At 37.9% G+C, this 24,469-nt stretch carries 20 protein-coding genes, 17 tRNA genes and 3 riboswitches; of the genes, 6 read left to right on the top strand and 31 right to left on the bottom strand.

The window, feature by feature from the left end; all coding sequences use genetic code 11:
- The first annotated feature begins 319 nt into the window (after positions 1 to 319).
- From PVA17_RS20495 to PVA17_RS20480, 4 genes are all read left to right on the top strand, one after another.
- Positions 320 to 505, top strand: coding sequence for a hypothetical protein (locus PVA17_RS20495; protein ID WP_132364732.1), 186 nt, complete (start codon positions 320 to 322; stop codon positions 503 to 505).
- Positions 495 to 1,913, top strand: coding sequence for an amidase (locus PVA17_RS20490; RefSeq protein WP_274068778.1), 1,419 nt, complete (start codon positions 495 to 497; stop codon positions 1,911 to 1,913). Before PVA17_RS20495 ends, PVA17_RS20490 begins: the two co-directional genes overlap by 11 nt.
- Positions 1,914 to 2,076: 163 nt before the next feature.
- Positions 2,077 to 3,237 carry a PucR family transcriptional regulator gene (locus PVA17_RS20485; protein WP_274068777.1) on the top strand — a complete coding sequence of 387 codons (1,161 nt, stop codon included), beginning with the start codon at positions 2,077 to 2,079 and terminating at the stop codon, positions 3,235 to 3,237.
- Positions 3,238 to 3,339: 102 nt separating this feature from the next.
- Positions 3,340 to 4,221, top strand: coding sequence for a DMT family transporter (locus tag PVA17_RS20480; RefSeq protein WP_274068776.1), 882 nt, complete (start codon positions 3,340 to 3,342; stop codon positions 4,219 to 4,221).
- A 42-nt stretch (positions 4,222 to 4,263) separates the two neighbouring features.
- Here PVA17_RS20480 and PVA17_RS20475 read toward each other — a convergent pair whose 3' ends face one another.
- From PVA17_RS20475 to PVA17_RS20440, 8 genes are all read right to left on the bottom strand, one after another.
- Positions 4,264 to 4,833 (bottom strand): YitT family protein, encoded by a 570-nt coding sequence (locus tag PVA17_RS20475; RefSeq protein ID WP_132364738.1) that lies wholly within the window; start codon positions 4,831 to 4,833, stop codon positions 4,264 to 4,266.
- A gap of 359 nt (positions 4,834 to 5,192) precedes the next feature.
- Positions 5,193 to 5,714 carry a DUF2179 domain-containing protein gene (locus tag PVA17_RS20470; RefSeq protein ID WP_274068775.1) on the bottom strand — a complete coding sequence of 174 codons (522 nt, stop codon included), beginning with the start codon at positions 5,712 to 5,714 and terminating at the stop codon, positions 5,193 to 5,195.
- A 298-nt stretch (positions 5,715 to 6,012) separates the two neighbouring features.
- Positions 6,013 to 6,171, bottom strand: coding sequence for a hypothetical protein (locus PVA17_RS20465; protein ID WP_274068774.1), 159 nt, complete (start codon positions 6,169 to 6,171; stop codon positions 6,013 to 6,015).
- A gap of 813 nt (positions 6,172 to 6,984) precedes the next feature.
- The gene (locus PVA17_RS20460) at positions 6,985 to 7,155 is read right to left on the bottom strand and encodes a hypothetical protein (RefSeq protein ID WP_274068773.1); all 171 of its coding nucleotides are present in this window, start codon (positions 7,153 to 7,155) and stop codon (positions 6,985 to 6,987) included.
- 319 nt (positions 7,156 to 7,474) lie between these two features.
- On the bottom strand, positions 7,475 to 8,773 hold the full coding sequence (locus PVA17_RS20455) for a nucleobase:cation symporter-2 family protein (protein WP_274068772.1): 1,299 nt from the start codon (positions 8,771 to 8,773) through the stop codon (positions 7,475 to 7,477).
- Complete coding sequence (locus PVA17_RS20450) at positions 8,773 to 9,357, bottom strand: xanthine phosphoribosyltransferase (protein WP_132364746.1); 585 nt, start codon at positions 9,355 to 9,357, stop codon at positions 8,773 to 8,775. Before PVA17_RS20450 ends, PVA17_RS20455 begins: the two co-directional genes overlap by 1 nt.
- A 186-nt stretch (positions 9,358 to 9,543) precedes the next feature.
- Positions 9,544 to 9,645: riboswitch (purine riboswitch) on the bottom strand.
- Between the two features lie 4 nt (positions 9,646 to 9,649).
- Complete coding sequence (locus PVA17_RS20445; RefSeq protein ID WP_274068771.1) at positions 9,650 to 9,832, bottom strand: hypothetical protein; 183 nt, start codon at positions 9,830 to 9,832, stop codon at positions 9,650 to 9,652.
- Between the two features lie 294 nt (positions 9,833 to 10,126).
- A complete protein-coding gene (locus PVA17_RS20440) occupies positions 10,127 to 11,950 on the bottom strand; it encodes an APC family permease (protein ID WP_274068770.1) in 1,824 nt (607 codons plus the stop codon).
- A 175-nt stretch (positions 11,951 to 12,125) separates the two neighbouring features.
- Positions 12,126 to 12,276: riboswitch (cyclic di-AMP (ydaO/yuaA leader) on the bottom strand.
- A gap of 739 nt (positions 12,277 to 13,015) precedes the next feature.
- On the opposite strand from PVA17_RS20440, the gene PVA17_RS20435 reads away from it, so the two are divergent.
- Complete coding sequence (locus PVA17_RS20435) at positions 13,016 to 14,281, top strand: Nramp family divalent metal transporter (RefSeq protein ID WP_132364750.1); 1,266 nt, start codon at positions 13,016 to 13,018, stop codon at positions 14,279 to 14,281.
- A gap of 186 nt (positions 14,282 to 14,467) precedes the next feature.
- Here the strand turns inward: PVA17_RS20435 and PVA17_RS20430 are convergent, their stop codons facing one another.
- From PVA17_RS20430 to PVA17_RS20410, 5 genes are all read right to left on the bottom strand, one after another.
- Complete coding sequence (locus PVA17_RS20430; RefSeq protein ID WP_274068769.1) at positions 14,468 to 15,157, bottom strand: ABC transporter permease; 690 nt, start codon at positions 15,155 to 15,157, stop codon at positions 14,468 to 14,470.
- Positions 15,150 to 16,073, bottom strand: coding sequence for an ABC transporter ATP-binding protein (locus PVA17_RS20425; RefSeq protein ID WP_274068768.1), 924 nt, complete (start codon positions 16,071 to 16,073; stop codon positions 15,150 to 15,152). Before PVA17_RS20425 ends, PVA17_RS20430 begins: the two co-directional genes overlap by 8 nt.
- Positions 16,074 to 16,210: 137 nt before the next feature.
- Entirely contained in the window at positions 16,211 to 17,146 is a 936-nt protein-coding gene (locus PVA17_RS20420) for a sensor histidine kinase (RefSeq protein ID WP_132364756.1), read from the bottom strand.
- Positions 17,147 to 17,150: 4 nt separating this feature from the next.
- Complete coding sequence (locus PVA17_RS20415) at positions 17,151 to 17,843, bottom strand: response regulator transcription factor (RefSeq protein WP_274068767.1); 693 nt, start codon at positions 17,841 to 17,843, stop codon at positions 17,151 to 17,153.
- Positions 17,844 to 18,282: 439 nt separating this feature from the next.
- Positions 18,283 to 19,746, bottom strand: a complete 1,464-nt coding sequence (locus PVA17_RS20410) for an amino acid permease (protein WP_132364760.1) — start codon at positions 19,744 to 19,746, stop codon at positions 18,283 to 18,285.
- Positions 19,747 to 19,831: 85 nt separating this feature from the next.
- A riboswitch (Lysine riboswitch) is annotated at positions 19,832 to 20,008 on the bottom strand.
- 175 nt (positions 20,009 to 20,183) lie between these two features.
- On the opposite strand from PVA17_RS20410, the gene PVA17_RS20405 reads away from it, so the two are divergent.
- A complete protein-coding gene (locus PVA17_RS20405) occupies positions 20,184 to 21,392 on the top strand; it encodes a CynX/NimT family MFS transporter (protein ID WP_132364762.1) in 1,209 nt (402 codons plus the stop codon).
- Positions 21,393 to 21,519: 127 nt separating this feature from the next.
- Here PVA17_RS20405 and PVA17_RS20400 read toward each other — a convergent pair whose 3' ends face one another.
- From PVA17_RS20400 to PVA17_RS20315, 18 genes are all read right to left on the bottom strand, one after another.
- Positions 21,520 to 22,566 (bottom strand): nitric oxide synthase oxygenase, encoded by a 1,047-nt coding sequence (locus PVA17_RS20400; RefSeq protein WP_274068766.1) that lies wholly within the window; start codon positions 22,564 to 22,566, stop codon positions 21,520 to 21,522.
- A gap of 399 nt (positions 22,567 to 22,965) precedes the next feature.
- Positions 22,966 to 23,037 (bottom strand) — tRNA-Glu (locus tag PVA17_RS20395).
- 1 nt (position 23,038) lies between these two features.
- Positions 23,039 to 23,115: transfer RNA gene (locus tag PVA17_RS20390), tRNA-Asn, on the bottom strand.
- 4 nt (positions 23,116 to 23,119) lie between these two features.
- Positions 23,120 to 23,196: transfer RNA gene (locus PVA17_RS20385), tRNA-Ile, on the bottom strand.
- Between the two features lie 9 nt (positions 23,197 to 23,205).
- Positions 23,206 to 23,279 (bottom strand) — tRNA-Gly (locus PVA17_RS20380).
- 3 nt (positions 23,280 to 23,282) lie between these two features.
- Positions 23,283 to 23,358, bottom strand: a tRNA-Phe gene (locus PVA17_RS20375).
- A gap of 7 nt (positions 23,359 to 23,365) precedes the next feature.
- Positions 23,366 to 23,458: transfer RNA gene (locus PVA17_RS20370), tRNA-Ser, on the bottom strand.
- 14 nt (positions 23,459 to 23,472) lie between these two features.
- A tRNA-Ala gene (locus PVA17_RS20365) sits at positions 23,473 to 23,548 on the bottom strand.
- A gap of 14 nt (positions 23,549 to 23,562) precedes the next feature.
- A tRNA-Pro gene (locus PVA17_RS20360) sits at positions 23,563 to 23,639 on the bottom strand.
- Between the two features lie 16 nt (positions 23,640 to 23,655).
- A tRNA-Arg gene (locus PVA17_RS20355) sits at positions 23,656 to 23,732 on the bottom strand.
- 15 nt (positions 23,733 to 23,747) lie between these two features.
- A tRNA-Lys gene (locus tag PVA17_RS20350) sits at positions 23,748 to 23,820 on the bottom strand.
- 15 nt (positions 23,821 to 23,835) lie between these two features.
- Positions 23,836 to 23,910: transfer RNA gene (locus tag PVA17_RS20345), tRNA-Gln, on the bottom strand.
- Positions 23,911 to 23,919: 9 nt separating this feature from the next.
- A tRNA-His gene (locus PVA17_RS20340) sits at positions 23,920 to 23,995 on the bottom strand.
- A 47-nt stretch (positions 23,996 to 24,042) separates the two neighbouring features.
- Positions 24,043 to 24,116: transfer RNA gene (locus PVA17_RS20335), tRNA-Trp, on the bottom strand.
- A 4-nt stretch (positions 24,117 to 24,120) separates the two neighbouring features.
- Positions 24,121 to 24,204, bottom strand: a tRNA-Tyr gene (locus tag PVA17_RS20330).
- A 9-nt stretch (positions 24,205 to 24,213) separates the two neighbouring features.
- Positions 24,214 to 24,286 (bottom strand) — tRNA-Thr (locus PVA17_RS20325).
- A gap of 7 nt (positions 24,287 to 24,293) precedes the next feature.
- Positions 24,294 to 24,369, bottom strand: a tRNA-Asp gene (locus tag PVA17_RS20320).
- A gap of 4 nt (positions 24,370 to 24,373) precedes the next feature.
- Positions 24,374 to 24,449 (bottom strand) — tRNA-Val (locus PVA17_RS20315).
- Positions 24,450 to 24,469: the final 20 nt, after the last annotated feature.

The raw sequence follows: 24,469 nt of genomic DNA, 5'->3' as shown, positions 1-24,469 counted from the left end.
TTGATATAAATTGTAAATAGTGTATGCTTATAATTAATAGTATTTTATTAACTTTTATAGGAATTTGTTATTTTATAGTACTATACTAATTCGACCCCATTAGTAAAATATTGGGGTGAAGGCTGAGCAACTCCTTGGGGATCATAGCGTTACAAATGCAACCCAAGGAGCACAAGCCTCATCGGACTCCCTTAGGGAAGATCCCAATCGGAGCGGAAATCGACCCCATGTATGGCAATAATTCTTTATAATAAAAAGATTTGTTCTTTATAGGGAAACCTATTTAGATAAAAACTATTTTCAAGGGAGGATCCTGTTAATGAGTTTGTCGATTCAACAATTATTGGAGAACAAAGGAATTACACCAAAATCTGAACACCTTGAACTTCTAAAAGTGCGTTGGGAAGGTATGCAATCCCTTCGTGGTAATTTAGAAGGCATCGCCATTGATGATGCTGATATCGCTATCCGTAGCATCCCTGGAGGTGACCACATTGACTACTGATTTACACTTAAAATCCGTTGAAGAGTTAGCACCTTTACTTGAAACTAAAAAAATTTCCCCTGTCGAGTTGACGAAAGCAATTTTAGATTTTGCTGAAGAAAGTCAGCCTAAAATTAATTCATATATGGCTTTTTATCGTGAAGAAGCCCTAGCACAAGCACAAGTGGTAGAAAAGGAAATTTTGAATGGGCAGTATCGAGGAATGTATCACGGGATTCCTATGGCATTAAAAGATAATTTGTACTTTAAAGATAAGATAACGACGATGTCATCAAAGATTCATAAGGACTTCGTTTCAAATTATGATGCAACAGTTGTAGAAAAACTTCGTCATGCCGGTGTTATTTTCACAGGTAAATTAAGCATGCATGAGTACGCATGGGGCATCACGAATAATAATCCTCATTACGGACCCGTTCGCAATCCATGGGATTTGGATAAAATCCCTGGCGGTTCTAGTGGCGGCTCCGGCGCAGCAGTTGCAGCAGGGGCAAGCGTTGCATCATTAGGTACAGATACTGCAGGCTCTATTCGAATCCCTTCATCAGCCTGTGGAATTGTCGGCTTAAAACCTACTCATGGGCGCGTAAGTAAATATGGCTGCTACCCTCTTGCTTGGAGCTTAGACCATATTGGTCCAATGACAAAGACAGTAAAAGACTCCGCCGGCTTACTTGAGATTATTTCTGGATTTGACCATAGAGACCCTACTTGTACAGACATTCCAACAGAGAATTATGTACAGCAAATCTCGGGTAATGTGAAGGATTTAGTCATCGGCATCAACGAAGAATATTTCTTTAACAGAGTAGATTCCGATGTGGAGAAGGCTGTTCGGGCAAGTATTCAAAGCTTAGTGGATCAAGGAGCAAAGGTTGAGACCGTTCGAATTCCTGCCTTGCAATATGCAGAGTGGGCAGAGCTCGTTACTTCCCTTTCGGAGGCAGCTGCAATCCATCATTCCGATTTACAGAAAAGACCACAGGATTTCGGAGATGATATTCGTCTGTTATTTGAACTAGGTGAATTACCATCTGCGGTTGATTACCTACAGGCTCAACAGGTACGACGACAAATAAAGCAAGAATTTACACAGATTTTTAATCAGGTTGATGTACTTATTACACCTACATTGCCTGTAGTGGCAAGTACTATTGGTGATGACTTTGCGTATATAAACGGTGAAAAAGTTGATTTAATTGATAATATTATTCGTTTTACAGGCCCAAGTAACTTAACAGGGTTACCTGCCCTTTCTGTTCCTTGTGGCTTTAAAGGTAATTTACCAGTAGGCCTCCAAATCATTGGTCCTGCCTTTAAAGAAGGTCGTATTCTTAACGTTGGTTACGCTATTGAACAAACGAACCCAATGAAAAATAGAAAACCTAATATTTTCGCTAATATCTAATTTTAATAATGTGGGCGGATCTGCTTGCTTTACGGACTTTGTCTGTAGAACTTCAGCAGATTCTTTTTAATTGGTTGATTTATCAGTAATTCGCATTGTCTTATCAGCTATTTTATGATAAATAATAGAAGCTCAATCACAAGAAAGGTTGTTTGATATCCTAATGAACGTAGAGAACTTTTTACGATTACCTATTACAAAAGATTTTACAGTTATTGCTGGTCGCAATGGTTTACATAAACCCGTTCAAAATGTGGAAATTCTTGACTTTGAATTTTCACCTGATATTCAAACTGTGAGAGAAACGATTTTCACACCGAATAGTGTTATTTTAAGCAGTTTATTATTCGCAAAACAAAAACCAGAATATTTATGGAATGCCGTGAAAAACCTTATTGAGCTGGGGGCAAGTGCTCTTGCTTATAAACCTGTTATCTATGAGGATTTGCCTAAGGAAGTGATCGTCTATGCAGATGAACACAATTTCCCGATATTGCGATTTGGCGGAGATGAATTTTTTGAAAAGATTATTTTAGAAACGATGGCCTATGCAAAAACGCAGGACTATTCATTCTTTTTAGATACGATTATGCGACGTATTATGGAGGAAGAAGTAACTGATGAACAAATAAAGTCTATTTTACAGCAAATCAATAAGCCCTTTGAAAAATATGTATTTGTTGCTAATATTCAAACGCAAGATCATGCAAATAGTCAATGGATGCAATCCCTTTTCCAATTAGAGCCTCTATTGAAATCTGGTATAATTTGTACCTATAAAAAGAGTCTCTTCATTGTTATGACCCATCCATCACAGCAATTCCAATTTACAAAAACGCTCAATGAATGGTTAACGTTGTTTGCGATCTCAACGGATTCCATGACCTTCGGCTATAGTCGTTGTCATATCACACAAACAGAATTCCCTATTGCTGTTCATGAAGCCTTTTATGCACGCATCATGGCTGAAATTGAAATGGCTCCTATATGTCATTATGAGAACCTCGCTTCAGATTCGTTATTAATTGAATTGCATCGTAAGGACACTAAATTTGCTATGGACTATGTCAATAGCTTTCTTGGTCCCCTATTCGAGGAAAAAGTTGACCTGGACTTAATGAAAACAGCAATTACCTATATCGTAAAACAAGGAAATATTAAAGAAGTAGCCGTTGCTCATTTTTGCCATCCAAACACAATCCGTTATCGTATGTCAAAAATACGTCAGCTAGTAGCACCTTTAGAAAATGATTATGTTTTTTATGAGCGTCTAGCTGCAGCCGTTAAATTGTACTTATTACATAGCAAAACGATTGTTGAATGACAGCTTTGGAATAAGTACAAAAAAACGCCTGAATCTTTAGAATTAAAATCAAACTATTTTCTCCCATCTCATGTTATTCTATTGAAGTTAGGAGGAGGAATGATGAAACAATACATAGCTGATGGTATGCTATTAGTCACTGCAATCGTTTGGGGTAGCGGTTTTGTCATAACGGCTATTGCATTAGAATATTTAACAGCCTATCAAGTAATGGCTGGTAGATTTTTATTAGCTTCAATTATCCTGACTGTCTTATTTGGATATAAATTAAAAAAAGCTTCAAAATCAGTTATCTGGAAAGGTATTTTGCTAGGAAGCATTTTGTATATTGCCTTTGCCCTTCAGACAGTAGGGTTACAATATACTACACCATCTAAAAATGCATTTTTAACTGCTGTAAATGTCATTATTGTCCCAATTATTGCGTTTGCGGTTTACAAGCGTCGTATAGATGGCTACGAGATTATCGGCTCACTTATCGCTATTGTTGGTATTGGTTTTCTTTCTTTGCAGGGCTCACTAACAATGAATATCGGAGATGCACTTTCCTTAGCTTGTGCTGTCGCCTTTGCCTTTGATATTTTTTGTACGAACCTCTTTGTCCAAAAGGAAGATGCCATTGCTCTGACGATTATTCAATTTATCACAGCATCTTTTTTAGGTGTTTTGGTCGTAGTCAGTCAAGGCGATATCCCAACTACTCTTGAAAAAGAGGCAATCTATTCAATCGTTTATTTAGCCATTTTTTCAACTACCCTCGCCTATCTTTTTCAAAATATTGCGAATCAATATACATCTGCTACAAAGGCTGCGATTATCCTGTCAACAGAATCCTTCTTCGGCATGGTATTATCCGTTATATTCTTACATGAAGTATTAACAAGTCGTATGGTTGTAGGGGCAGTACTGATTTTACTCGCCATATTAATTGCGGAAGTAAAACCTGCTCATCCTAAAAAGCGAATGATGAAGAGCTCCCGATAACGATTTTCAAAATAGTTTCAGTCCTACTGAAGCTATTTTTTATTAAACACGGCTAGTTATGATACTTGTAGTAATCCCTGCTACCAAAATTGTCATAATAGAAAGCAATAATGTATTAGAAGATAAAAGCAGTCCCCCTATGACGATAACGATTGAATCTATCATAAAAATAAGTATCCCGACATTAATTCCAGTTTTATCACTTAAAAATTGGGCAATCAAATCTGTACCACCAGTGCTTGTCTGAAATCTAAGCATCAAACCAACACCAAAGCCCATAAGTACCCCTCCAAATATGGCGCTATAGATGGCATCTACATGAATAAGATTCCGAACAGGCTTTAGTAAATCGATACTAAGAGAATATGCGAATAATCCATGGATACTATTGTAAAAATACGCTCTGTATTTATACCAAGAAATAACGAAAATGGGGATACTAATAATGATGATCATTAAACCTATTTTAAGCTTATATATATAGTGTAAAATAAGCGCTATACCTACAACACCCCCATCTAAAATTTGATAGGGCGTTAAGAATAAGTTTATCCCTAATGCTACTGCTGCACTTCCTATAAGAATGACCAAGCCTTTCGTAAAAAAATACATACAACACCCCTTCCGAGACTTGCATGTTTTTATAGTATGAAAAAATCATTTTGAACATGTTATTGTTCACGTCTGTCGGTATAATAATAATCATATTTTTTATCGAGCTTGGTCTCTTAAATTTCTCACATTTAACTTCTTGCAACGGATGTCACAGAATCGGAAAGAGACCAGTAAAGAATGTAAGCAGTTATCGTGCAGTCCTAAGCACAAAGCTAATTCTGGACGCTTTGTTTATCTGCGCGAAAACGGCAATTATGCCCGGCATAATTGCTTGTGATGGTACAACGTTACAACGGATTGTATTCACAAAAAAATGCCCTTCTGCACATAGACAAAAGGGCAATGTTAAGGAAAAACTATTTATGTTTTACCTTCATTCGATCCAGTAAAAATCCACCTTTAAATGATTTAGGCTCGTACGAAATAATAAAAGCATTCGGTTCATAATGCTCAACAATTTGGAACAATTCCGCCTCACGGTTTCTCTTTGTTAATATTTCATATTTATAGCGGTTACTATCTCTCCCCTCACCAATGTAAATCGTGACCGCAAACCCTTCATTCCGAAGAAATTTCACAAGTTCCTCATTCTTATTTTGCGTATTAATAGTCGTATAAACATAGCCAATCGCTAATTTACGTTCAATTTTGGCCCCTAAAAATATACCCAACCCAAAGCCAATTGCATAAAAGACCATAGCTAACATACTTTGCTTCCCACTAAAGACGAGTGAAAGGCCAAATACATACACTAACATCTCCAGCATACCGAATATGGCGGCAAGGAAAGTAACATTCTTTACTAAAAGTATTGTACGTAACGTTAAAAAAGGCACATAAATTAATTGAAGTATTAAAATCAGAAATATACTTTGCATTTTGTAAGAGACCTTTCAAAAAGTAGTTTTATATGTTTTAAATATATATGTTGGGACACCGACTTGCATTCTATCTATTTTCTAGATTCCCTAACAATTAATATTTAAACATCTACTTTTCATAAAAAAATGTCACCTACTATAAAAGTAGATGACATTTTGTTTATTATAGAAATCTTTTAAGTGTCCCCATGCGCTTTTGCCCAATACTATTTGGGCGGGGAACTTTGAGTGGTGGGTATTTAAAGGACACCTCCGAAATGAAGTGTCCACTTTAATGGTTACCCTTTTTAAATGACTAGCAATCCGAATTCATTGGTACTTTATTTTTTATTAGTTCGTCTATGTAATACTCTTTTAACCAAACTTCCAATTTCATTCTTTCTTCATGACACATATGTGAATTCATAGTTACTTGTAGTTCTTCAATAACTTCTTTAGCAGTCTTTAGATTCATTTATACCCAACCTTTCCATAAGGTTCATGATATTCCATTTTAAACTGCATTACAATACCTAATTTTACCCTTTTATAGGGTAGTCTTATGAAATAAAGAGACTGCCGTAAATTTAATATTCTCCGGTAATAAAGATGAAAAAGAATAAACCTGACCAAAGCAAGCCAAATAAAAATAGATATTCTTTTTAACTTCATTGGTGATAGATTAAAATAAGTACTTCCCCCTCTTTCGCATAAAAAATGTCATCTACTATAGAAGTAGACGACATTTTTTATAGATTTCCTTTAAGCTTCTCTTTGCATCGGGTCTCCTTATGCTTTGGCCCAATCATATTGAATAAAATGTTAAGAATAATCGCTGTGACCGAACCACAGACGATACCGTTAGATGTTATGATTTAAACATAAAAGGATTCCCAAAAAGCTACATAAAATCAATCAATTTAGTGATAGAGAAACAAAGAAAGCCGACTTAAACAGCTAAAAGAAAATACTTTATGGATATCTTCTTCAAAACTAAATGACCCTAATAATTGTTATGCTACTAAAATAGAGGTGATAGTATGTTTAATATACTTGAGAAATTTTATGAATTATTAAATGAAAAATCAGAGGGAGATAAATTATTCTTGTTTCTGTAAAGTGATTATAAAGTTTTTTCAATCTTCCTCAAATAGTTCTCCGCAAAAGTAGTGGATTATTATTTAGTTAATTTACTCTTATTGTGCAGTAATTGAATCAATCCATATTTTCAAATATTATCTAATTATGTTATCCTTATATAAGTTATTAACTTATATATCAGGAGTTGTTATGCAATGAAAACAATGTCTACAATGGGATGGATAATATTTTTCTTAGGCACCTTTTTATTTTCACGCGGATGGAGCAGAGTATCAGGTACCTTCGAATACAATTCATCTATTCCAAATAAATCTGTTGCACTAATATACATTTCTATAGGCGTTTTTGTTATTTTCATTTCATTCTTTGTAAAACCCCAAAAAGATAAATAATTTTACTGAACAATATCTTACAGATATTCATTCAATATAGTGAAGGAATTTATAATTCAACTCTGGTATATCTGTTTAAAGTAACCTTCTTCTTCTGCTGCTTTCCTCCCCCTTAGTGAAATAAAGAGCTGTAAAGTAAGATACAGTATCATCATTAAATAGCCTTTCTTCCGCATAAAAAAATGCCACCTCCTCATATCTAAATCAATAGATAAAAGTAGGTGACAACGTTCTTTTCATCAAAATATGTGGGGTATTTAGATGAATGTTATTTAATTATTTCCTTTAAGCTTCTCCATGCATCGGGTCTTCCTTATGCTTTGGCCCAATCATGTTGAATAAAATATTAAGGATAATCGCTGTAACCGAACCACAGACGATACCGTTAGATGTTAAAAGAGATACACTTTCTGGTAGTGCATCAAAAATTCCTGGTACAACTGATACACCGACACCAAGGCTGACTGCAATGGCAGCAATCATCGCATTTTCCGCTGATTCATTCATAACAGGTACTAGCATGCCCATACCTTGCGTAATGACCATACCGAACATTGCAAGCATTGCCGCACCAAGTACTGGTGTTGGAATAATCGTTGTTAATGCTGCGATTTTTGGTAAGAAACCAAGTGCTACTAGTAAACCACCTGTGATGTAAATGACTTTGCGATCTTTGACGCCTGACATACGCGTAAGTCCCACGTTTTGTGAAAATGTTGTATATGGGAAAGCGTTGAAAATACCGCCAATCACAGATGCAAAACCTTCCGAACGATACCCACGTGCTAAATCTTTTGAATCTAATTTTTTCTTACAAATATCACTTAGCGCAAAATAAACCCCTGTTGATTCTACTAAGGAAACCATTGCTACAAGCGTCATTGTAATAATCGCAGATGCATTAAATGTTGGCATTCCGAAATAAAATGGCTGAACCATGTGTACTACGTCAGCATCTGAAACTGGGCTAAAATCAACCATATCCATAAACACGCCTAGGATTGTCCCCGCAACTAATCCAACTAAAATGGAAATTGCACGAATGAAGCCCGTAGAAAAACGATAAACGACTAAAATAATGACTAATGTAATAAACGCTAAAGTTACATTAGAACCAGATGCAAAATCTGCTGCATCTTGTCCACCTGCCATATTGTTTAAAGCTACTGGTAGTAAAGAGATACCGATAATCGACACAACCGAGCCTGTAACAACTGGTGGGAAGAATTTTACTAACTTACCGAAAAAGCCTGCAATTATCATAACGATTATACCTGATGCAATAATAGATCCATAAATATCAGTAATACCTTGTTCAGGATTTGTACCGATTGCAATAATTGGACTAACTGCTGTAAATGTACAGCCTAGTACTACTGGCAAACCAATACCGATCATTTTACCTGAATACACTTGTAAAAGTGTTGCGACCCCACACATCATTATGTCAATCGCTACTAAATACGTCATTTGTGTTGAATCAAAGCCGATTGCCCCACCGATAATCAGTGGTACTAAAATGGCTCCTGCATACATCGCAAGTAAATGTTGAATAGCTAGCGTCGTCGATTTAACGGTATTCATTACGCATTAGCCTCCGTAGCAAATGTTACTTTGCCATCCTCAAGAGAGTCTACAATTGCTAATGATTCTACACGTACTCCTTGCTGGCGTAATAATTTTCCACCGTCTTGGAAGCCTTTTTCAATAACAATGCCTACACCTACAACATTTGCACCAGCTTGTGCTGCGATATCAAGCAAACCTTTGACAGCTTCTCCATTAGCTAGGAAATCATCAACAATTAGAATGTTATCATCTTCATTTAAGAAATTACGTGATACTGAAATATCATTTGTTTCATTTTTAGTGAAAGAATGTACTTTTGAAGAATATAGATTATCTGATAATGTTAGTGATTTACGTTTACGTGCAAACACTACAGGGGCACCGATTTCAAGACCTAGCATTACAGATGGTGCGATACCTGAAGATTCGATTGTTAATATCTTTGTGATGACTTGATCAGAGAATCGATTTGCAAACTCATGACCAATTTCCTTCATAAGTATTGGGTCAATTTGATGATTTAAAAATGAATCTACTTTTAATACAGATGAAGATAAAACTTTACCCTCTTGTGTAATTTTGTCGTGTAATAACTTCATTTCCTTGATAGCCTTCTTTCTTATAGTAATAGCTCTTCATGAGCAACGCATTCCGTTACAGGCAATCGCCAGAAGCAATGCAAGTAATAAAAAACGCTGAATACTTTGATTCCAATCATCTACGAGTGGAGCAAAGCATTCAGCGTAAAAACGTCGAAACGAATAGAAAACATCTTATATGAAGCCTTCTAAAGCATTGCTACCCATAGTCGATTTATTTACGGTAAATCGGTAGAAACTTGCGAGCCATATTCTCGCTATTATATGAGTGAAATAGTATTAAACTGTATCATCACCAAAACGTGTGGTTGATTTCCGTTCCGACTGGGCGCTTTGTAGCTGACGCTTCGCTTTCGACTACAGAAAACATTTGTTGCTGACGCTTCGCTTTCGCACAGAAAAACATTTGTTGCTGACGCTTCGCTTTCGCACAGAAAAACATTTGTTGCTGACGCTTCGCTTTCGCACATAGCAAAGCTTCCTGGGGGCGTCCGATGAACCGCTTCAATCAACTAATTTACATAGTATACATTTTAACAAAAGTCATTCTCAACTTTTGGTGATGAACCATTAAAGAAATTCCTAATATTTATCACGCCTAGGCGTTATTTCCAAAAATGGTATTTTATTCGGTGTGTGCTTATTCTCATACTAAATAAAGTCTATATTTTCGGAATTTACTATCATTCTAGTAAGTTTCAATCGTAAACGTTCGTGTTTTACAATCAATGTAATGATTATATCAGACTATTTTCGAGCTTGCTAGTCATTATTTTGATAAATGGAAGGGCACTGTCATAATGACGATATTTCTGTGAAATAACAGCGAAGCGCGAATTAATAGACTCGATTGATTGTGTAACATATGATGCCATCCTTTTTTCGGTAAAAACTGTGGAATAATAACAGTTACTTGATAGCCTGTTTTCGTACATTGATGTTCAACTTTATCAATAAACTTCATCAACGGTTGTGTAATACTTCGATATGGTGAATAGTATGTTACAAGCCGTATATCTGGCTGCCAAGCTTTCCATTTCTCCTCAAACGCTTTTGCGTCCGCTTGATCGAAGGCCACATAAAAGGCAATAATTTTATCAACGTTTAATGTCTGCGCGTAATGCAAAGTGTTTTCTACTACTTTCGTAATACCAGCAACAGGGACAATGAAAACATTCCCCTCTACATTCGGTAATTCCACATTATCTAATCTTAGCTGTTCACCAACTGTTTTGTAATGCTGTTTAATACGATGGAACGTCCAAATAATAATTGGTAAAAAGATAAACACAGGCCATACTTGAGGTAATTTTGTCACAAAAAACATCATGGCTACAACAAAGGAAATGATCGCTCCAACCGTATTGATCGTAAATTTAGCAAACCAACCTTTTGGCTTTTCACGCCACCATTTTCGCATCATTCCAGCCTGTGCTAAAGTAAACGGAATAAACACCCCTACTGCATAAAGTGGAATTAAATGCTCTGTTGTTCCATCAAATAAAAAGATTAAGACAATAGCAGCTAAACCAAGCATCATAATGCCATTTGAATAACCAAGTCGATCCCCGCGAATTTGGAATATTCTTGGGATAAATCCATCCTTCGATAAATTGACAGCCAGTAAAGGAAATGCTGAATACCCTGTATTTGCAGCGAGTACTAATATCATCGCTGTTGTTCCTTGTACTATATAGTAAAAAATATTACGACCTACACTTGCCTCCGCAATTTGTGAGACAACCGTTGCTTTCGCATTTGGAGCAACTCCATAAAAATATGCTAGACTCACAATACCGATAAATAGCACTGCTAAAATACCGCCCATAGCCAGTAATGTTTTAGACGCATTTTTCGGCGCTGGATCTTTAAAATTTGGAATAGCATTTGAAATAGCTTCAACACCAGTCAAAGCTGAGCTTCCTGATGCAAATGCTTTTAATAATATAAATAAACTAATACCTGCAACTGGTGTACCGACCTTTGGATGTAACGCTGCAGGAACTTGCCCTGTTGCTACGTTATAAACCCCTACCCCGATTAACATTAGCATCACGATCACAAACAAATAAACCGGATACGCTAAAACGGATGCCGATTCTGTAACACCACGTAAGTTTAGAATCGTTAAACATATAACAAAAAACACTGCGATCATCACGTTATAGGGATGCAAACTTGGAAATGCCGAAGTAATGGCATCTGTTCCAGCCGATACACTTACCGCAACTGTTAAAATATAATCGACAAGCAATGATCCACCTGCGACTAGACCAGCATTGACACCTAAATTTTCCCGAGAAACTACATATGCTCCGCCACCGTGTGGATACGCATATATAACTTGGCGATACGAGAAAATCAGTGCTGTCAGTAACACAACTACCCCAGCAGCAATCGGTAGAGAATACCAAAAGGCAACCGTACTGACCGTCATGAGTACAATTAAAATTTGCTCAGGTCCATACGCTACTGATGACAATGCATCAGATGATAGTATGGCAAGAGCTTTTGTTTTACTAAGCTTTTGTTCCCCTAACGCATCAGATCTTAATGGTTTACCGATAATATAACGTTTTAATGAGGATTTCATATTCAACACCTTCTAGTTTCATAGAATGTGTTTCGCATTTCTAAATCGATTACACTTTAGCATAATCGGTTTTGTGCCAATCACCGGGGCTTTGTTTTATAAAATGAAGATAAAAAAATCTACAAGTCATCACTAAATAAGACTTGTAGACGCTCATTCGTCTGCCAAGCTCCACTTTTCTGCTCTTAACGCTTACGAGGTTAGCTGTCGGATTCGGGCCTGAGTAGCCCTACCCCTCAATAAATGAAGAGATTCACCCCAAGGATTACCTATCTAATCCAAAAAATTGGGTCCCCCGCGTCTAATTGCTTCAGCGATTTAGAAATTTGAAACTTTTATAATGATGTCATATTACGCCTGTATTAAAAAAAAGTAAAGATGAAGAAAACGGTTACAAAAAATTTTTTTCACTTGATATTTCGAATATTTTAGTTACGCATACCATACGTGTGGTTGACTTCCTTTCCAACTGGGTGCTTAGCGCTTCGCTTGCATTTCAGGGTCACCTCTATGAATTCCCACCGAGTCGCCTAGCCTCCCTCTATCATTCCTCAACCTCGGCATTGGAGAATAACGCTTTAACTTCTTTTAGCAAATGTTTTCTATAGCGAAAGCAAAACAGCAGCTACAGACATTATTTATCCCGAAAACGTAGCGTAATGTATAGACGTTTGGACACCCGCTGAAAAGTTACCTAAACCCGCCATTCATCTTATCACCTATAGAGGAGGGAGACATTTGGTACTGCTGTTTCTCTTTCATTCCAATTGGTGGAAGAAGTTAAAAGCCACCTTATAAGTATATTCCCTCTTTTAAAATGGCTAAGTACATTAATCCTTGGATCATTTTAAAATGAAGCGAATATTTTGTTATGATGCTTCAATACATTAGGATACATAAACAAAATCAAAGTCCTTCACTAAATCAAAAACATTTCGAATTTAGAAAAACATTGAGCAAACTCCTTCACATTTTCTTCTTCTAGCTATAAAATAATAATAAAATATCATTTTCCTCTAGGAAACTTTATTTCACTTGCGATACTCTTTGAAATGAGGGAACAACATGGTTTACAAACGAATGAATAAATCGCCCGCTGAGGCGGTTTTAGATGGAGATATAAAAGGTTGGCGACGAATCTTACCATTTCTTGGCCCCGCCTTCATCGCAGCAGTTGCCTATATTGATCCAGGCAACTTCGCAACAAATATAACAGCAGGTTCACAATATGGATATTTACTTCTGTGGGTAATCGCCTTTTCCAATTTAATGGCGGTGTTAATTCAATCCTTGTCGGCAAAGCTTGGTATTGCGACAGGCAAAAATTTACCCGAAATAGCACGTGAAAATTTTTCTAGAAAAACTTCTATATTTTTATGGATACAGGCTGAATTGGTCATTATCGCAACAGACCTAGCAGAATTTATTGGTGCTGCACTAGGGCTGTACTTGTTATTTAACATTCCAATGTTGCCTGCAGCACTTATTACTGCAGTCGGCTCATTTGCTATTTTAGAATTACAGCGCAGAGGCTTTAGAGCGTTTGAAGCAGGTATTTCTGGCATGGTGCTTATTGTCGTATTAGCGTTTGCATTCCAAACATTTTTGGCTCAGCCAAATTGGGTTGATGTAACAATAGGCATGTTCACACCACGCTTTGATGGTGTAGATTCGATTTTACTGGCAACAGGTATTTTAGGAGCAACTGTTATGCCACACGCTATTTACTTACATTCTTCACTAACTCAAAGTCGTATCATCGGCCGGAATGATGCTGAAAAAAAACGTATATTCCGTTTTGAATTTATTGATATTATCATCGCGATGATTGTCGCAGGCGCTATCAATATGAGTATGCTTATTATTGCTGCAGCAGTATTCCATACTCAAGGCGTGGTAGTTGAAGACTTAGATATCGCTTATAACGGATTAAAAGCAGCGCTTGGTCCGATGGCGGCCGTGTCCTTTGGCCTTGGGCTTCTTATTGCCGGTCTTGCTAGCTCTTCAGTTGGTACACTCGCAGGTGACGTTGTGATGCAAGGCTTTATTAGAAAGAAAATCCCACTCTATTTACGCCGTGCTATTACAATGCTACCTCCTCTCGTGATCATTGCATCCGGCGTTAATGCAACATATGCGCTTGTCCTAAGTCAGGTTATTTTATCCTTCGGAATTGCGTTCGCCCTTGTACCACTTGTGATGTTTACAAGTAAACGTGCCATCATGGGAAGCCTCGTCAACCATCGTATTACAACTATATTAGGATGGATTGTCGTGGTGATTGTAGTCGTTTTAAATCTTTATTTATTATGGCAAACGGTATTTGGTTAATAAAATGCCAGACACAAAAACCTTCATTTGGTTTTGTGTCTGGCATTTTTACATGTAAGGGGCCTTTTTAGGACGTGGAGTGGTTTCACGCTTTCTGACGCTTCGTTTCTCTACACCTTTCGCACAGTTAAAATACATTGTTGCTAACGCTTTACTTTCGCTACAGAAAACATTTGCTGAAAGAAGTTAAATATCTATTTTCTCAATGTTTCGGAATGATAAATAGGCCACACTTATACCGATAATAGCTAAAGTGATTGGGATGAAAATAATATCATACAAACTGAAGTTACCCGTATTTGATGAAACAACCGATACAATTAATATAGATGATACGATCGTTGCCGGAACGGAGTATTTTTTCATGCCAAAATACAATGGTATTAATGCGATGCATGATGCTGCAACTGCATTCATGATCACAACGGGAATTCGTTGTATTATGAAAGAGAACGACAATGGATCTGAAAGCAGTTGGAAACTCTCACTAACAATACAAAAAACCGCTGTTATAAAAATCGTCGATAAAATAATTGCACAGAAAGTGAAAAGAACAACAATGGCTAGCTTTGAAGCAATTAATTTTTTTCTACTTAATGGATACATAAATGCTACAGTGATAGTTTTATATTTGAATTCTCCAATAATGAATTTGGCGATTAACACACTGGCGAAAATAATAAACACTGCTCTTACACCAGAATCTATAAAGCCAAATGCCGCCTGATAATTTCGGAGATCTTGATCCCCTTCTACTTTAGTAATAAATATAAGCATAAATGTAACACCTAGTAATATAAAATTTGCAAAAACAGCTTTTTTTATATATGAACCGATATGATATTTTTTCATTTCTAGACGCATTAAATTAAGCACTAACTACACCCCCATTAATTAACTTCAAGAAATAATCCTCTAATGAGCTTGTTTTTTTGCTAATGCCCTCAATTTCAATATCATGCTCAATCAATGTTTTAGATAGCACCTTTTGTGAAGCTGTCGAATCATAAATTCGAATGCAATTGTCATCCATTAGTTTAAAATTAGTAATATTTAATGTACTTTCTATAATAAAGGCAGCCTTTTGCCCATTATTGACGATCACTTCAATATAATCTGTTTGACTACGATTGACGGCGTCCATTGAAACTTCCTTAATCAATCTTCCATCTTTAATAACCCCAACTGTATCTGCCAATTGTTCAATTTCACCCAAAATATGACTAGAGATAATAATCGTAATTCCATACTCTTTACAAAGCATCTTGAATAGTTCTCGAAGCTCTTTAATGCCAACTGGATCTAGTCCATTAATCGGCTCATCTAAAATAAGTAATTCCGGCTTAGTAATAATTGCACGCGCAATACCCAACCGTTGCTTCATCCCAAGAGAAAAGTCTTTTACACGCTTATTCTCCGTATTTGTTAATTTTACTAAACCTAGAACATGCGCAATCTCTTTCTTGTCATAGTAGCCCATATATTCGCAATGTAATTCTAAGGTTTCCTTTGCTGTTAAATCTTCATAAAAAATCGGGTATTCAATAATTGTTCCCATCCTTTTCAGCACGTCGAATGAGCGGTCCATTAATTTTTCACCAAAGATTTCAATATCTCCACTCGTTGGCTTCGTAAGGTTTGTGAGCATTTTCATAACTGTCGTTTTTCCGGCACCGTTAGGACCTAAAAAACCGTATATCTCCCCCTTTTTCACATGCATAGTTACAGCAGAAACGACTTCTTTACCTTCAAACACTTTCGTAAGCTGATTTGTTTTCACAATATATGTCATGTAGATCTCTCCCTTAAATTTAGCTATCCTTATTATAAAAAATGAAACTCTCTAATTTATTACTTGATTCTTACAAATTTCTTAAGCGCAGAAGAAAAGCTTGTAAAGCTATAAAATTGCCCTACAAGCATGACTGCTCAATATGTCATTCGTTTTAAAGAAACTGTAAAAATGGTCTTCTCATATGGGATACTAGAAAGTTGGATGGAACCCTCCATTAATTCTACAAGACGTTTTGTAATGGTTAAGCCAAGGCCACTCCCTTGGAAGGATTTATTTCTGGAATCCTCAAGTGTATACATTCTTTCAAAAACATTATCAATATGATACTCGTCGATCCCCTGCCCACGGTCCCAGACATCAATAAAAATATTCGTATCATCATTTCTTACTGTGAGCCCAATGATGTTTCCTGCTGCCCCATAGGCAACCGCATTTGATAGTAAATTATTCAAAACCCTATCTAGCGCTTCTTCATTGCCATGTGCATATGCGGATATCTCTGGTATTGCTATATCGATTTCTAGTCCCATAGATGTGATCATATCGTAAAATGATAAAATATTTTTGCGGCAAATTTCACTTACATTAATTTTCGTCATTGGATAATCTGTATCTCCTGCCTCCAATTTTGCCAGGTCAAAAAATGTATGAATTATTTTCAATACTTCCAATGTTTTCGAATGAACGCCTGTGAGCAACCGTTGCCGCTCCTCTTCATTAAGTGATTGCTTAAGCTTAAGCATTTCCGTATAACCTAGTACAACTGTTAAGGGCGTTTTAAGATCATGGGAAATATTAGACAACATCTTTTTCATAGAGCTTTCCATTTTTCGATGTGTCGCCAGTACTTTTTGGTTGTGGTCTAGCAACGCATTCACTGCAATTAATAGCTGCTGTAATTCATGATTAGCTGTCGACACTAAAATCTTCTCGCTCGATTGCTCGTTAATGATTGCTTGCAGTTTTTGATGCATGTATTGAATCATAGCGTTCTGTTGTTTTTTTGCTCTCACCTGAAAAATAATTATACCTACAAGTAACACAATCATCAGTAATAGTAATATCATCATCTGTTTATCCTTCGAATTTATAGCCGATTCCCCAAAGTGTTTTAATATATAGAGGATTGGATGGATCGTCTTCAATTTTTTCGCGTAATCTTCTTATATGTACATTAATAATATTTTCATCCCCATAATAAGCATCATTCCAAATCAATTGGTAAATTTGCTGCTTTGTAAAAACTCGGTTACGATTTGTCATGAATAATTTTAAGATGCCAAATTCCTTTGATGTGAGCTTAATTTGCTGTCCATCCTTCTCAACTGAAAAATTAACAAGGTCAACCGATAAGTTGGCGATCTCGACAATATCTTTCTTCTCTTCTACTTGACTAGAGTATTTTGTAGCTCTACGAATTGCGGCTTTAACACGTGCCGAAAATTCCAGCATCGAAAATGGCTTCGCGATGTAATCATCTGCCCCTAATCCTAATCCTAACGCTTTATCAACATCACTATCCTTGGCTGACATAATGATAATTGGCAGTGATGCTTGCTCTCGGATAATCTTTAAAACTTCTAATCCATTAAGTTTCGGAATCATAATATCCAAGATCACTAAATCAAAAGAATTATTTAAACAATTTTGTACTGCTTCTTCTCCATTTTCTGCAGAGGTGACAAGGAATCCCTCCATCGTTAAATAATTTTCCACCATTTCACGAATAGCATCGTCATCTTCTACTAGTAAAATATGCTTTTGCACTATCCTGCACCTCTTCCTAACTTAAAGTAGTCTATATATGACTTGCCGTTTCTTTGTATCATCACCATAACAAGGGACTGATTTCCATTCTGGCAGGCGCTTTCGTTAATGCCGCTTCACTTTTGCACTGATAACATTCGCTACGCTCCAAGGTCTCATCTGTGACGCTAATCCCAAAGGAGTGGTCCAGCCTCCACTCCAATTTATAACAAATGCCTTACCCAAAATTCGCTGATGTGTTATTTATCTATCAGTTTACCATATTAAGGTTATGCTTCAAAAGTGGGCGACGATTGGATAGACTAAAGTTCTCTTTTTATTCTCGCCAGTTGTTCACTTGGTGTATGTTGATTGTACGTCTAGAATTACTAATTTATTATTTACCTAAAAAAACTGCCCTGCAAGTCATTTTCTATGACTCACAGGACAGTTTTATTTTTTATTGTTCGACTTTTAAATCACAATGCTCTAATGGAAGCATTTTTGTTTTATGCTTAATTTTATAGCCAAGCCATAACAGTAGGAACAGTGGAATACCGATATATGAGACAAGGACTCCGTACCAATCTATTGTTTCACCCATAAAGGCATTGTAGTTTTGTCCAATAACAACAATCATACAAACCGTAAAGGCAAATAGCGGGCCGAATGGGAATAGCCTTGCTTTATACGGCAATAATTTCGGATCTAAGCCTTGTACCTCGAATGCTCGACGGAAACGATAATGGCTAAATGCAATACCTAACCAGGCAATGAAGCCAGACATCCCTGAGGCATTTAGAAGCCATATATAGACTACACCATCACCAAAGAATGAAGCTAAAAATGCTAGACAGCCTATAGCTAAAGTCGCCAGTAATGCGTAAATCGGGATACCTCGACGGCTTAGTTTAGTAAAAATTTTCGGTGCATGGCCATCTACCGCTAATTGCCAAAGCATACGTGACGATGCGTAAAGCCCTGAATTCCCTGCTGACAGCATTGCCGTTAAAATGATTGCATTCATCAATGATGCAGCAAAGGCAATTCCTAAACGATCGAACACTAGTGTAAATGGTGAAACAGCGATATCTTCTGATAATAAACGTGCGTCTGTAAAAGGAATTAGCATCCCGATTGCAGCAATCGCTAAAATATAGAATAAAAGAATTCGCCAGAAAACAGACTTAACGGCTTTCGGAATATTTTTACCAGGGTCATCCGTTTCACCTGCTGTTATTCCAAGTAACTCTGTCCCTTGGAACGAGAATCCCGCAGCTAAGAAAATACCAAATGTAGCAAGGAGACCTCCGTGGAATGGTCCATCACTAATGAAGAAATTCGTAAAGCCTACAGGAGCTTGTCCTCCTAAAATACCAAAAATCATTAAAAAACTGATGATAATAAAAATAATTACTGTAACAACCTTTATCATTGCAAACCAATATTCACTCTCACCATAGCTTTTTACCGATAATAGATTGAACGTTAAAACTACAGCAATAAATAAAACAGTCCAAAGTGCTGATGAGCTATCTGGGAACCAATATTTCATAATTAATGAGACAGCAGAAATTTCCGCTGCAATTGTAATTGCCCAGTTGTACCAATAGTTCCAACCAAGTGCAAAGCCTAAAGCTGGATCTACAAATTTTGTAGCGTACGTACTAAAAGAGCCTGATGATGGCATATAAGCTGCCATTTCCCCTAAGCTCGTCATTAAAAAATACACCATGATTCCGATTAATGCATAAGCGAGTAGTGCACCGCCAGGACCTGCTTGCGCAATGGCACCACCACTAGCTAAAAACAACCCTGTACCGATTGTACCGCCTAATGAAATCATTGTAATATGACGGCTTTTTAATTCTTTTTTCAGCTTCGGTGCTTTATGACCGAGCTGATTGACTTTTATTTCACTCACGATATAGCTTCCTTCCTTTTTAAGAGGCAAAAAAATGCCATCACATGAACGTTGCTGTGATGGCTAAGTAAATCCTCTGTTCCTTCAAAATGATAGCTCAACACGTTGTTCAAACGTGACAGTTCTGTTCCTTTCGGAGACAGCCCCAGCATGAGGTTTTCAAGTCCCCTCACACTTCGGCAGTATTTCCTTTCAGCTAATTTCTCTAATGCTTGTCATTTCCATTAACATACTCTTAAATACCGCGACCTCTACCTCATTACAAACATGAGGCATTAAATATTAAATTTATGATGGGTATTAGTTTAACATACGACCTATGGCATTTCAATAACCCGAGTAATATTCTATATTTTATGAATTTTCCACTATTTTTATTTATGTGATAAAGTGTTATAGTGATTCAATTAGAATTGTTCTACCAAGGGGAGATTTATTTGACTACTCATGAACATACCGATACTTATCCTAGCAGGAAAATTAATTGGAAAGGCACGACCTTATTACTCGTTATCGGCGTAATTTGTATTGCCTCGACATTACGGATGCCGCTAACAGTTGTTGGACCAATTATTTCCTTTATTCGCGAAGACCTCGGCATATCCAATATACTAGCAGGCTTTCTAACAACGATCCCATTGCTAGCATTTGCAATCATTTCACCATTCGCACCAGTTGTCGCACGTAAAGTTGGACTAGAATTAACATTATTGTTATCAACTGTTCTTTTAGGGGGAGGAATTGTACTACGCTCCGTTGGCACAACTAGTTTACTCGTATTTGGTACGATGCTAATTGGTATAGCCATTTCATTCGGTAATGTACTTATTCCAGGATTACTTAAATTGAAATTTCCCTATCACGTAGGTTTACTTATGGCATTTTTCACAATGTCGATGAATTTAACGGCTGGACTTGGTGCTGGCATTAGCTATCCTGTTGCCAATTCATCACTTGGTTGGCAAGGCGCACTGGCAATCTCACTTGTTCTTGTGGTGTTAACCATTGTAATTTGGATTCCACAATTGCAATTTAATAAGCCTGAACCGACTGTTAAGACTACGAAAGAACGTACACCATTATGGAAATCACCTGTTACTTGGGCAGTAGCGGGAGCTATGGGATTTCAGTCATTATTATTCTACACAACTGCCGCTTGGATTCCTGAAATTTATATATCACAAGGATTAGCTGCAGATCGTGCAGGCTGGATGTTTTCCATTATGCAATTTTCACAAGTTCCAATGGCATTAGCTGTGCCTATTATCGCTAGTAAAATGACATCTCAACGTCCTCTCGTTTTAATGTTTACGCTATTTTACTTAATTGGCTTTATCGGAGTAGTCATGGAATGGACAAGCCTCGCTGTACTGTGGATGGTACTACTAGGATTAGCCGGAGGTGCTTCATTTGCATTAGCGATGATGTTCTTTACATTACGTACCCGTACAGCTTTTGAGGCAGCCGATTTATCAGGATTTGCACAATCATTAGGATATTTATTAGCCGCAACCGGTCCGATCTTATTTGGTTATTTACATGATTTATTCGGTGGCTGGAATACCGCTGGTTGGTTATTTGTTGTCGTTGTATTGATACTCTTCATATGTTCATTTAAGGCTTCTAAAAATGAATATGTAAATTAAAAATGGCACCTCATGATCTATGCCTAGGCATAATCATGAGGTGCTTTGTATTTGCACAAAATCCTTAGTTCCTCTATTACAGCCGATGTTTGGACAGCGAAGGAAATTAAAGTGAACTGCCTTTCTCCTAATAAGGTGGTTTCTGATAAAAATAGTTCGGTGTATTGTAAACATTAACATAAGGCTTATGAAAAATATGGGTCGTAGCTGGTGAAAGAGGTGGAATCAACCACGTCCAATTGCCTGTAACTTCACGATTCGCTACTGCTTCTGTTTCCTCAAACAATTTAAATTGCTGTGCAGCTGTATGGTGATCTACTATGCTGACACCGTCTTCTTTAAAGGAATGTAGAACGGCTATATTCAGCTCAACTAATGCACGATCACGCCATAAAGAAGCCTGTTTCGTTGTATCAAGGTTAAAAATTTCTGCTATAGCAGGCAGCATATTATAACGCTCATGATCTGCTAAATTACGTGCCCCTATTTCGGTACCCATATACCAACCATTGAATGGGGCCGCCTCAAAATCAATACCTGCCATTTGGAAGCGCATGCTCGAAATAATCGGCACTGCATACCACTTTAATCCTAGCTTCGCTACTTGAGAGGATTCTGGATGACGAATTGGTACCTCTAGTACATACTCGTCAGGGATCGTAAACACTTGTGGCTCCCTTCCATCCACCTGTATAACAAGTGGAAGCACATCAAATGCCGTTCTCTTTCCCTGCCAGCCAAGTGACTCACATACTTTTGTAAACTCAACAGAATGCAGATCACCAATGATTCCAGATTCCGTTTCATAGCCAGCGTAACGGATTAGTTGATGATTCCATATACGAACGCGCCCCGGTGCAAAAACCGTTATTGTTGGACGAATCTTTCCACCATTTGTTGCATATTGAATATGTTTAAGCAATGCGTTGAAGATATCCTCCTCATTTGAAATATCGCGGGCATCTACAACATGCAATGATTGCCAAAACAGTCGGCCAACGCACTTATTACTATTGCGCCAAGCAACTCGAGCACCAAAGATTAATTCTTCCGTTGTCGGTATATATTCTCCTGCCGTTGTAATTTGCTGTAATTTATTTTCAAGCCATGTTATAGACTCATTTTGCTCTATTTGATAAAGTTCTAAAAACCGCTGTACTTCTTGTAAATTCATATCGAATTCCTCCATCTACCCTCATATTAGAGGAATGGAACTATTATCACCACGAAAAAATCTGCCAGAAAACATACATATTTTATATATGAAATACTTTGTTCAATATTTTATATCATTTCTCTTTAATCTTTCTAAAACTATAATTATTTATGGATAATGCTGCTTATTTTTGGTAGTCATTACGGGAATTTAAGAGGGAAAACTATTGAGCATGGATTTATAACGTTTTTTATTCCTAAGTAGGTAACACGCGATTTAGGAGACATTTACATTCCCTTTGCAGTATTTAGGTATAGACGTTAATACTATGGCATTTCTTTAACGCTTGGTGACCTTTGTTTGTCAGTATAGTTGGCATAAAAAAAAGCATGTCACACTAATGTGCAACATGCTTGATGACCCGTACGGGATTCGAACCCGTGTTACCGCCGTGAAAGGGCGGTGTCTTAACCACTTGACCAACGGGCCGTGGCTCCGAAGGCAGGACTCGAACCTGCGACAACCTGATTAACAGTCAGGTGCTACTACCAACTGAGCTACTTCGGAATAATGGTGGGCCTAAATGGACTCGAACCATCGACCTCACGCTTATCAGGCGTGCGCTCTAACCAGCTGAGCTATAGGCCCATTATTTTGTGGAGCGGGTGATGAGAATCGAACTCACGACATCAGCTTGGAAGGCTGAGGTTTTACCATTAAACTACACCCGCAGATGGTGGGTCAGGACGGAATCGAACCGCCGACACTTAGAGCTTCAATCTAATGCTCTACCAACTGAGCTACTGACCCGGAAAAATGGAGGAGGTAGAGGGATTCGAACCCCCGCGCGGTGTTACCCGCCTGTCGGTTTTCAAGACCGATCCCTTCAGCCAGACTTGGGTATACCTCCGGAAATTATATAAATGGTGGAGCCTAGCGGGATCGAACCGCTGACCTCCTGCGTGCAAGGCAGGCGCTCTCCCAGCTGAGCTAAGGCCCCATAATCAGGAAAGATGGTCGGAATGACAGGATTCGAACCTACGACCCCTTGGTCCCAAACCAAGTGCTCTACCAAGCTGAGCTACATTCCGATATTATTGGCTTATTTGGCGCGCCCGACAGGAGTCGAACCCATAACCTTCTGATCCGTAGTCAGACGCTCTATCCAATTGAGCTACGGGCGCATTTATAAAAAATGATGAGCCATGAAGGACTCGAACCTTCGACCCTCTGATTAAAAGTCAGATGCTCTACCAACTGAGCTAATGGCTCAAACTAAAAAATGAATGGCTGGGGTACTAGGATTCGAACCTAGGCATGACGGAATCAAAATCCGTTGCCTTACCGCTTGGCTATACCCCAATTATTAAATGGGGCGACTGATGGGAATCGAACCCACGAATGCCGGAACCACAATCCGGTGCGTTAACCACTTCGCCACAATCGCCACTATATGTAATGATAGTAGTCTTTGATAACGAGTACCTCGAAACCTGGCAGGGGCAGTAGGAATCGAACCCACACCAAAGGTTTTGGAGACCTCTATTCTACCGTTGAACTATGCCCCTAAAATGGTGGAGGGGGACGGATTCGAACCGCCGAACCCTAAGGAGCGGATTTACAGTCCGCCGCGTTTAGCCTCTTCGCTACCCCTCCAAGGGATGATGCCGGCGATAGGAGTCGAACCCACGACCTACTGATTACAAGTCAGTTGCTCTACCAACTGAGCTACACCGGCATAAAAATGGCGGTCCCGACCGGGATCGAACCGGCGATCTCCTGCGTGACAGGCAGGCATGTTAACCGCTACACCACGGGACCAAAATGGTGGAGGATGACGGGCTCGAACCGCCGACCCCCTGCTTGTAAGGCAGGTGCTCTCCCAGCTGAGCTAATCCTCCTGGGTATTATGCCTAGCGAC

Origin of the sequence: Lysinibacillus sp. CNPSo 3705 (genome assembly GCF_028674935.1) — a bacterium.
In the GTDB taxonomy this organism is placed as follows: domain Bacteria; phylum Bacillota; class Bacilli; order Bacillales_A; family Planococcaceae; genus Lysinibacillus.
Note: the sequence above shows the minus strand (reverse complement) of the source record. Positions and strands in the feature narration are given on the sequence as shown.

Excerpts from the sequence above, each read along its gene's own strand:
- PVA17_RS20495 (WP_132364732.1), top strand. The coding sequence starts at position 320 with ATGAGTTTGTCGATTCAACAATTATTGGAGAACAAAGGAATTACACCA.
- PVA17_RS20485 (WP_274068777.1), top strand. The coding sequence starts at position 2,077 with ATGAACGTAGAGAACTTTTTACGATTACCTATTACAAAAGATTTTACA.
- PVA17_RS20480 (WP_274068776.1), top strand. The coding sequence starts at position 3,340 with ATGAAACAATACATAGCTGATGGTATGCTATTAGTCACTGCAATCGTT.
- PVA17_RS20475 (WP_132364738.1), bottom strand. The coding sequence starts at position 4,833 with ATGTATTTTTTTACGAAAGGCTTGGTCATTCTTATAGGAAGTGCAGCA.
- PVA17_RS20470 (WP_274068775.1), bottom strand. The coding sequence starts at position 5,714 with ATGCAAAGTATATTTCTGATTTTAATACTTCAATTAATTTATGTGCCT.
- PVA17_RS20465 (WP_274068774.1), bottom strand. The coding sequence starts at position 6,171 with ATGAATCTAAAGACTGCTAAAGAAGTTATTGAAGAACTACAAGTAACT.
- PVA17_RS20460 (WP_274068773.1), bottom strand. The coding sequence starts at position 7,155 with ATGAAAATAACAAAAACGCCTATAGAAATGTATATTAGTGCAACAGAT.
- PVA17_RS20455 (WP_274068772.1), bottom strand. The coding sequence starts at position 8,773 with ATGAATACCGTTAAATCGACGACGCTAGCTATTCAACATTTACTTGCG.
- PVA17_RS20450 (WP_132364746.1), bottom strand. The coding sequence starts at position 9,357 with ATGAAGTTATTACACGACAAAATTACACAAGAGGGTAAAGTTTTATCT.
- PVA17_RS20440 (WP_274068770.1), bottom strand. The coding sequence starts at position 11,950 with ATGAAATCCTCATTAAAACGTTATATTATCGGTAAACCATTAAGATCT.
- PVA17_RS20435 (WP_132364750.1), top strand. The coding sequence starts at position 13,016 with ATGGTTTACAAACGAATGAATAAATCGCCCGCTGAGGCGGTTTTAGAT.
- PVA17_RS20425 (WP_274068768.1), bottom strand. The coding sequence starts at position 16,073 with ATGACATATATTGTGAAAACAAATCAGCTTACGAAAGTGTTTGAAGGT.
- PVA17_RS20420 (WP_132364756.1), bottom strand. The coding sequence starts at position 17,146 with ATGATGATATTACTATTACTGATGATTGTGTTACTTGTAGGTATAATT.
- PVA17_RS20400 (WP_274068766.1), bottom strand. The coding sequence starts at position 22,566 with ATGAATTTACAAGAAGTACAGCGGTTTTTAGAACTTTATCAAATAGAG.